The 7965-nt window shown below is 36.4% G+C and carries 11 protein-coding genes; 7 read left to right on the top strand and 4 right to left on the bottom strand.

The features are described 5' to 3' along the window. Window positions 1-179 precede the first annotated feature (179 nt). The 5 genes from AWW72_RS19485 (at window position 180) to AWW72_RS15440 (ending at window position 1938) form a co-directional block, all read left to right on the top strand. On the top strand, window positions 180-341 hold the full coding sequence (locus AWW72_RS19485) for a hypothetical protein (RefSeq protein WP_004771897.1): 162 nt from the start codon (window positions 180-182) through the stop codon (window positions 339-341). A 93-nt stretch (window positions 342-434) separates the two neighbouring features. Further along, complete coding sequence (locus AWW72_RS15455) at window positions 435-626, top strand: hypothetical protein (RefSeq protein ID WP_047426986.1); 192 nt, start codon at window positions 435-437, stop codon at window positions 624-626. A gap of 57 nt (window positions 627-683) precedes the next feature. Beyond that, the gene (locus AWW72_RS15450; RefSeq protein ID WP_047426987.1) at window positions 684-950 is read left to right on the top strand and encodes a hypothetical protein; all 267 of its coding nucleotides are present in this window, start codon (window positions 684-686) and stop codon (window positions 948-950) included. 273 nt (window positions 951-1223) lie between these two features. Next, window positions 1224-1652: a hypothetical protein gene (locus AWW72_RS15445; RefSeq protein WP_062847923.1), complete on the top strand. Its 429-nt coding sequence runs from the start codon at window positions 1224-1226 to the stop codon at window positions 1650-1652. A gap of 58 nt (window positions 1653-1710) precedes the next feature. Further along, entirely contained in the window at window positions 1711-1938 is a 228-nt protein-coding gene (locus AWW72_RS15440) for a hypothetical protein (RefSeq protein WP_004771901.1), read from the top strand. 70 nt (window positions 1939-2008) lie between these two features. Here the strand turns inward: AWW72_RS15440 and AWW72_RS15435 are convergent, their stop codons facing one another. The 4 genes from AWW72_RS15435 to AWW72_RS15420 all read right to left on the bottom strand — a co-directional run bounded on the left by AWW72_RS15435 (window position 2009) and on the right by AWW72_RS15420 (window position 4116). Then, window positions 2009-2686 carry a DUF421 domain-containing protein gene (locus AWW72_RS15435; RefSeq protein ID WP_062847922.1) on the bottom strand — a complete coding sequence of 226 codons (678 nt, stop codon included), beginning with the start codon at window positions 2684-2686 and terminating at the stop codon, window positions 2009-2011. Window positions 2687-2787: 101 nt separating this feature from the next. Continuing rightward, window positions 2788-3093 (bottom strand): hypothetical protein, encoded by a 306-nt coding sequence (locus AWW72_RS15430; RefSeq protein ID WP_264822108.1) that lies wholly within the window; start codon window positions 3091-3093, stop codon window positions 2788-2790. Between the two features lie 107 nt (window positions 3094-3200). Beyond that, a complete protein-coding gene (locus AWW72_RS15425; protein WP_047427002.1) occupies window positions 3201-3398 on the bottom strand; it encodes a hypothetical protein in 198 nt (65 codons plus the stop codon). 232 nt (window positions 3399-3630) lie between these two features. After that, window positions 3631-4116, bottom strand: a complete 486-nt coding sequence (locus AWW72_RS15420; protein WP_062847921.1) for a CinA family protein — start codon at window positions 4114-4116, stop codon at window positions 3631-3633. A gap of 229 nt (window positions 4117-4345) precedes the next feature. Here AWW72_RS15420 and AWW72_RS15415 point away from each other — a divergent pair, with 229 nt between their 5' ends. Both AWW72_RS15415 and katE read left to right on the top strand, forming a co-directional pair. Then, window positions 4346-5755 (top strand): iron-containing redox enzyme family protein, encoded by a 1410-nt coding sequence (locus AWW72_RS15415; RefSeq protein WP_062847926.1) that lies wholly within the window; start codon window positions 4346-4348, stop codon window positions 5753-5755. A gap of 63 nt (window positions 5756-5818) precedes the next feature. Further along, a complete protein-coding gene (katE, locus tag AWW72_RS15410; protein ID WP_062847920.1) occupies window positions 5819-7954 on the top strand; it encodes a catalase HPII in 2136 nt (711 codons plus the stop codon). The last annotated feature ends 11 nt before the right edge of the window (window positions 7955-7965 follow it).

Below are 7965 nucleotides of genomic sequence, written 5' to 3'. Positions count from 1 at the left end.
AATTTAATGTGTAGATAAATTTATTATTTTTAATGATTTAAAGTGTTTTTGACTAAATATTTCTATTTTATATGATTACATAAGATTTCATTTCTTAAGAAAAGTAAAAAAACTAACAGGGAAATTTACATAAAAGATGTTCAGTATAGAGGTTGCTTAAATACATTAAGAGGTGCCACATGTTAAAAACAATTCTGACTTTAGGAACAGGTGTTGCTTTAGGTTGTTATTATAAATCTCATAAAGATAAAACTAAACTATCTGATGAGAAAAAAGATGATGATCTGAGCATGGACGATAGCGTAAAAGGCAAGAAAGTGCTGAGTAAGTTCTTAAAATAATCTAAAAAAAGGAGCTTGTGATCAAGCTTCTTTTTATATAAAGCCTAAATTTAGGTAAATATAAAATTGAGTATAAATATAAGGAAATAAAATATGAGTGCTAAAGATAATCAATTGATCGGTTCTAATTTCCATTCCAGTTCTCAATATATTCCAGATCGTATGATGGATCTAGATGAGTGGGAACGAGACTCAGCTAGACATCATAAGTCTTTATCTGAGCGTCGAAAATGCAGATTGGCGCATGAACGGAAAAAGAAATGTATGTGGATGATGGATGAATAGAGTAGATCGTTGAGAACAATCTTAGTGACTCATAAAACCAAGCGAGAGGTAATGAAAATGAAGAATTTATTGGTGAAAAGTCTAGCAATATGTTGTGTTTTTACGTTTGCAGGCTGTGAAAAGAACCGGACTGCTGATGATCCGATGACACGAGGTGAAACAACGACACCTCATTCGATGGAAGCAGCGCCTGTAAGTCCAAATAATGAAATTCATGATGATACGCAACATACATCAGCGCCAGCGATGATGGAAGAGCATGGCTCATCAGAGGTTCATACGGGCAATGTGACTTCCAACTCAGGTCAATCCCCAGCATCTTAATTAAAGAAGCATGACGGGAAAATGACTAAAGTAGCCTGACCTTACTTTAGTCATTTTTAGTGTTTATAGCGAATTAGAATAAGTTGAAGTATAAACAATACATTTTATTGTGATGTTAATCACGCTAATTTTTATTAGTGTAGTTCTAATCACTTATTGTGTGGTGTTTATGTATATGAAATTTAAGAGCTATTTCATAAAGCACAACATTATTAACAATTGATTACTGTAAATACTGCAAAATTCCTAAATAGAATATAAAGGAATAATGTCATGCATCAATATTTAAAAATAGCAGAACAAATTTATGAGCAAGTTCAATCTAAACATGGGTTCACAGATGATCATGTAGAAGACCTTAATAATTTAATGATTGAGTTAAGGTCTGTAGTCAAAAAATCAAATTTCAAAATGCTTTACAATTACATTAATTTTGAAGATTTATTAATGAAGTCAAAAGCATTATCTATTAATCTGGATGTGAGTATTTTACCTAAAAGTAAAAATAAAGGTGAATACATATTGTGGCTATCTGGCTTTGTGGAAAAGTTGATTGTTTCTACAAAAAAAACAGAAGCAAAATTAAAAAATAAAGTGGTGATACCAAGCTATTATTACGATGAATTGGGAAATATAGTCGATAAGTCTAAAAATAGTGGTGAAGAGATTGTTTCATACTTTAAGCATAAAGAACCGATTTAATGAAATAAAATAATCACTCGTATTTTGCCACGATTATTTTGAAACAGGAGTTTTTGAGATGTCGAAACAATATATGTTAAAAGAAGTTGATGCGAGTAGTGAGGCGGGAGACAAGATTATTGTGGAGCAAATTTATGAGAAGATGCCCACAATGGATGTGAATATCAATGATTTTTCCTGGTCGCCTTTGTTTAAAGTTGTGATCACGGATAAAGTGATCGAACTCAATGATGACCTAACCTTTACTCATCCACGGACGGGAAAAGTTTTTCGCCTTAGCAGCTAAGACGATCCGCTTTACAGCACTTAAAAACTCGGCGCCAAGTTTATAAGTGATTGTTAAGCATAAGAAAGCATTAGTTGATATGCAATGTATTTAAAGATTCTGCCCAATCTTTTCCTTTGCATCGTGGGCATTCTTCCTCAAGATGTTTTAAGTGCTGAGTCCTCCCACAATACATACACGAATAAAAAAGCGTTGGGTTTAAATAATCTGTTTTTTTATAGTGATTTGGAAATAGAGGCAGACCCCATTTTGTTTCGTCATTGGCATAGAATAAAATACTTAAGCAGCCATCGGTTTCAAGTAACGCGACTTTTACCTGTCCAAGATGCTCAACACTTTGCTGGCGCATTTCGGCAAAAAACTCATCATGTGAATATTTTTCTTTTCTCATATCCTGAATGACCATCAACCCATTTTCGACAATACAAAGTGGCTTTCCTTCCAGAAGCGTTTCAACTTTTTTGCTTTTCATCATGGCCCAAGTTACAAGCCGGTATAAAATAATAATGGTACACATCACCACAAAAGCTTGGGCAATCGGCGCATCATCTATAAACATCGGATCGCCAGCCGCACTACCTAAGCTAAGAATAATGGCGACTTCAAATATCGAAAGTTGCCTGATGCCGCGTTTTCCTGAGAGTTTCAAGAAAATCAGAATGAGTAGAAACATGACACAGCAACGAATGATGATTTCTACGACCAATTCCCAAGTCGTATCGTGAATGAAAACACCGATGAGATCCATTTTTATATACTCTTTCTTATAGTTTGTAAGTGATTATATTCTATGCAATAAAAATGAGCTTATGTTTTAAATAAGCTCATTTTTGTATAGGAAGGGGAAAGTTAGACTTTATCCCACGCATCTTTGATGGCTTGCTTGGCCTGTTCCCATTTTAATCTTGATTCAGCTTTTAGCTCTTCCCAAGATTCTTTGAGATTACCTTCTACATCTTCGAAGTGAGTGTTGCGGTCGTGCTCAGAACGTGCGCGACTACCTAGCTCATATGCTTTGGAAAAATCCCGATCATAATCCAGATCTGGTGTATCCAGTGAAGCTTCTTGATAATAAGGGCGAGTTACATAACTTTCACGCCAATGATCATTTGGATCAATACTTACACGTGAAGCTTGATTATTTTGATCAGTAATATTCTGATTTGTCATTATCGTTCTCCAGCAAGTTCTAACTTATATAAAATTTAGGAGAATATTAATTTATTCTCCTAAATATTTACGGATATCAAAATAATCAAATTTTATTTCTGTTGATTATTTTGGTTTGATCCTTGTTGGTTAGAATTTTTTTGATTCGAACCTTGTTGTTGACGGTTGTCGTTTTGCTGCTGTTGCTGCTGACGGTTGTCATTGTTTTGGTTCTGCTGGTTTTGCTGATTTTGTTGTTGCTGCTGCTGATTATTGCGTTCTTGATTGCTTTGGTTATTTGTATTACTCATGATCGTACACCTCATTTGGTTTTTGATAATATCTGAGTAAATCAGATGATTTAATTAAAACATATTTTTATTTTAATCATAGGGTGAGCCTGTTTCACTATATTTAAATGTAATGCAGTTTTTTTATGGAAATAATGATTTTTTAACAAGTTAAGTATTTGTGTTTGTTTTTAAATAGAACAGTCTTAATATAAGTTTATACTAAAGTAACAAACTGCAACAAAGAATAAGGTCATTTGTTTGGGATATCTTTTTTATTGATAATCTTAACAATATTACGGCATATATCCTTGAGTAGATTTTTTAGCTTTGCTTCGGGTCTTCCTTTATATATCTTTTTGAATATATAGGTTTTATTTTTATAATCTATACAATAAAAGAATGTTCCGACAGGTTTCTGTTTGCTTTCAGAGCCTCCTTTCTTAAGCAATCCTGTACAGGAAATATAAATATCTGATTTAAAGATTTTCTTTCCCTTTTTAATCATCTCTTCTGTGACCTGAATGGATTCAGCACTATATTTCTTAATGAGTTTTGGAGAAATTTTTAGCACCTTTTCTTTTACTTTTAAGTCATAACAAACCAAACTTCCTATAAGAATGTCTCCAGAAAATGGACTCAAAGAAAATTGATAGGATAAATAACCTGCGGAAGCACTTTCAAGAAAGAAAATAGAAAGCTTCTTTTGATCCAGTAATTCGCATGATTTTTTAAACATAGGTTTTCTCACCAAATTTATTACTTAAATTATTAATTATTTTTTAATCTATTTTCTGATTAAATAATTCAAAATATTGAAATGTAAAAAAGTGATTTTCCTATTTTGTTGATATAAAAGGTTTTTGATTTTTATTTGTTTCAATCTTAACTTGTTTTAACAAAATGTTGGTAGGAATAAAGGATGAGCAACGTAAGGTAAATTTATATTTTCGATTCGGAGAATGGAAATGTCTGTTGTCGTAAAAAAAAGATTACTTGATTTGTTGCAGGACGATCATAAAAATTATTACGAGTTAGTTTCTTTCTTCCTTGATGGGGATATATCTAACTTTGAAAAAGAGAAAAAAGCAGTTAATTTCTTAACACAAGAATTTGATACGATGAAGCCGAATAAGACTTCTTTGCCCAATGAGATTGAGGAAATCCGTAATTGGTATAACAATGAAAATCGTAAAGTATGTCTCAGCTATCAAGAGTATTTAAGCCAGCGCCAAGCAGGGAGCCAGCGAGAATATTTTAAAAACATCGGGCAGGCATTTGAATTTTTACTAAAAGTTGCCCCTGTAAAAAAAGTAGACGGTTCTTGGTTATATAGCCTCGTAAATTATTGGAATGATCCTGTTTTTCATGACCTCATTTTAATCTATTTAGAAGAGCTTGGTCTGGGGCAGGCGAAGTCCAACCATGTCTGTATCTATGATGACTTATTGCGTGTATTGGGGCTGGATGATTTTGAACTTTTCCTAGACGACGAGTATTACCATCACTCAGCAGTCCAACTGGCTTTAGCTTATGCACCACCAGAGTTTATTCCTGAAATCATTGGTTTTAATCTCGGCTATGAGCAGCTTCCTTTACATCTTTTAATTACCAACTATGAACTTAAAGAGCTGGGAATCGAAGCCAAATATTTCAATTTGCATATTACCATTGATAATCTGGACAATGGTCACGCGCATAAGTCTTTAAAGGCTTTTGAAAATATTTATAAAAAATACAAAGATAAAGACGCTTTTATGGCGAAGGTAAAACGGGGTTATGCCTTAAATCAGCAAGGAATGTCTTCACTACAAATTATTAAAGATCTGAATCTTGAAAATTTTGTTCATAAAATCTTAAAACGCAAAGCCTTAATTGGGCAACTGGTTCATAACGAAAAACAATTTGTTGGATGCAAATCCATTAATCAGTGGCTAGCCAATCCACAACAGATTGGGAGTTTTATCAATCAACTGGTCGAAAAGCGTTGGATTAGATTTAATTGTGATCCTGAGGAGAGCCCATTCTGGCGCATGATTAGCCATGAAGATGGGAAAATGTATGGTGTGTTTACACCCGCAGAAAGACAGATTATTCATGACTGGATTGCTGGCGATCAATACTCAACCCATGTCTTGCCTTATAAAAATAGCCTAAGTAAAGAACAACCATTGCATGATTATCTATTCAGTTACATCTCGGATGGCGAACTGGAACACTTACAAACCAGAGTTAGTCAGACAGACAATTTTGCACTCAAGCTTTGTAAATTGACGCCTTTTCTGGCCCCCGAATCTCATCACAAAAGCATAGGTCTATGGAGTACTCAGAAGTATGCCGAATTGTTATTTCCTTATTTAACTGCCTCACCGCGTTAAGTCAGGAAAACCACAACACCATTTAATCATTTTATTTAGCCAACAATAAAACAGGGTAGCCCAATGAATGACGATCTTAAAGATAACAATACTAAAAGTGCTTTAGCTGGGAATACACCAGACAAAAGTAATCAGACTGAAAAGACCAGACAGCTTGATCAGGTGAGAAGTGATGCCACCGACGAAGCATTAACGACCAATCAAGGGGTGAAAATTGCAGATAACCAGAACAGCTTAAAAGCAGGAGTACGAGGCTCAACTTTACTCGAAGATTTTATTTTGCGTGAGAAAATTACGCACTTTGACCATGAACGTATTCCAGAACGGATTGTGCATGCGCGTGGTGTCGGTGCACATGGTTATTTTCAGGCTTATGAAGGCAATGAACGTTTTACCAAAGCGGGTTTTCTGACTGATCCAAGCATACAAACGCCTATTTTTGTGCGTTTTTCGACAGTTCAGGGGCCACGTGGTTCGGCGGATACAGTACGTGATATTCGTGGTTTTGCCATTAAGTTCTATACCCAAGAAGGCAATTTTGATCTGGTCGGCAATAATGCTCCCGTATTTTTTGTTCAGGATGGGATTAAATTTCCAGATTTCGTACATGCGGTAAAACCTGAACCCCATAGAGAAATTCCGACTGGGGCGACTGCGCATGATACTTTCTGGGATTTTGTTTCACTGGTGCCTGAGTCCGCGCATGCGGTGATGTGGGCAATGTCTGATCGTGCGATTCCACGTAATTTACGCTCGATTCAAGGCTTTGGTGTGCATACTTTCCGTTTTGTAGATGCGCATGAAAAAGCTCGTTTTGTGAAATTTCACTGGACACCGAAACAGGGTTTAAGTGCACTGGTTTGGGATGAAGCACAGAAGCTGGCAGGTAAAGATCCTGATTTTCATCGTCGAGACCTGTATGAAGCCATTGAGCAGGGTCTGTATCCTGAGTGGGAACTGGGTGTGCAGATTGTTGAAGAAGAAGATGAAATGAGCTTTGATTTTGATCTGCTCGATCCGACCAAAATTATTCCTGAAGAACTGGTTCCGATTACGCCAATTGGCAAGTTTGTGTTGAATCGTAATGTGGATAATTTCTTTGCAGAGACTGAGCAAATTGCATTCTGCCCAGGGCATATCGTACCAGGGCTTGATTTTACTAATGACCCGCTATTGCAGGCTCGCTTATTTTCTTATACCGATACTCAATTAAGTCGTTTGGGTGGCCCGAATTTCCATCAGATTCCCATCAATAAGCCTGTATGTCCATTCCATAATAATCAGCGTGATGGCATTCATCAACATCAAATCCATAAAGGTCAGGCCTCATATCAGCCGAATTCGATTGATAATAACTGGCCAATTGAGATTCCTGCTGCTGCGCAAAATGGTGGCTTTGAAAGTTATCAGGAGCGCATTGACGGACATAAAATTCGTCAGCGTAGTGAATCTTTCTCGGATCATTTTTCACAAGCGCGTTTGTATTATCAAAGCTTGGCACCGCATGAGCAAAAACATGTGGTCGATGCCTATACTTTTGAATTAAGCAAGGTACAGCGACCGCATATCCGTGAGCGTGAAGTTCAGGAAGTGCTGGCCAATATTGATACCGATCTCGCGAAACAAGTTGGACAAAATCTTGGAATCGAGGTGCCGGACTTAAAAGAAAACTTTAAGCAGGCCAGCATTGAAAAATCTGAAAAACTTTCTATGCAGGCGTTTATTCCTGAGGATATTCAGGGCCGTAAAATCGCCGTACTGATTCATGACAAAGTCAATGCGGAGACATTACGCACGATCATTAACTGGTCGATTCAGGAAAATGCCATTGTACATTTATTAACGCCAATGCTGGCACCAGTAAAAGGGTCACGCGATGAAGTGATTACCTCGGATGGCATGCAGAAAGCGGAACCTTCTATTATCTATGATGCTGTGGTGATTGCAGATGGCGATAATTTAGATGCTGTTTTGGCGGATGGTGTGACCAAGCATTATTTACTGGAAGCCTATAAGCATTTAAAACCAATTGTATTCTTGGGTGATAAGGCTGAATTACTGGATCAACTTGATTTAGTGCCAGATGAAGGCACGCTATTGCAAGATGATTTCCGTCATGTGGCCGAGAAGCTGAAACAGTTGCTCCGTCATCATCGTGTTTGGGCGAGGGAAGGCGTGGCAGAAGCCATACCTGCCTAATGCTAAAAAGC

The organism is Acinetobacter sp. NRRL B-65365 (genome assembly GCF_001605865.1).
Taxonomy (GTDB): Bacteria; Pseudomonadota; Gammaproteobacteria; order Pseudomonadales; family Moraxellaceae; genus Acinetobacter; species Acinetobacter vivianii.
Note: the sequence above shows the minus strand (reverse complement) of the source record. Positions and strands in the feature narration are given on the sequence as shown.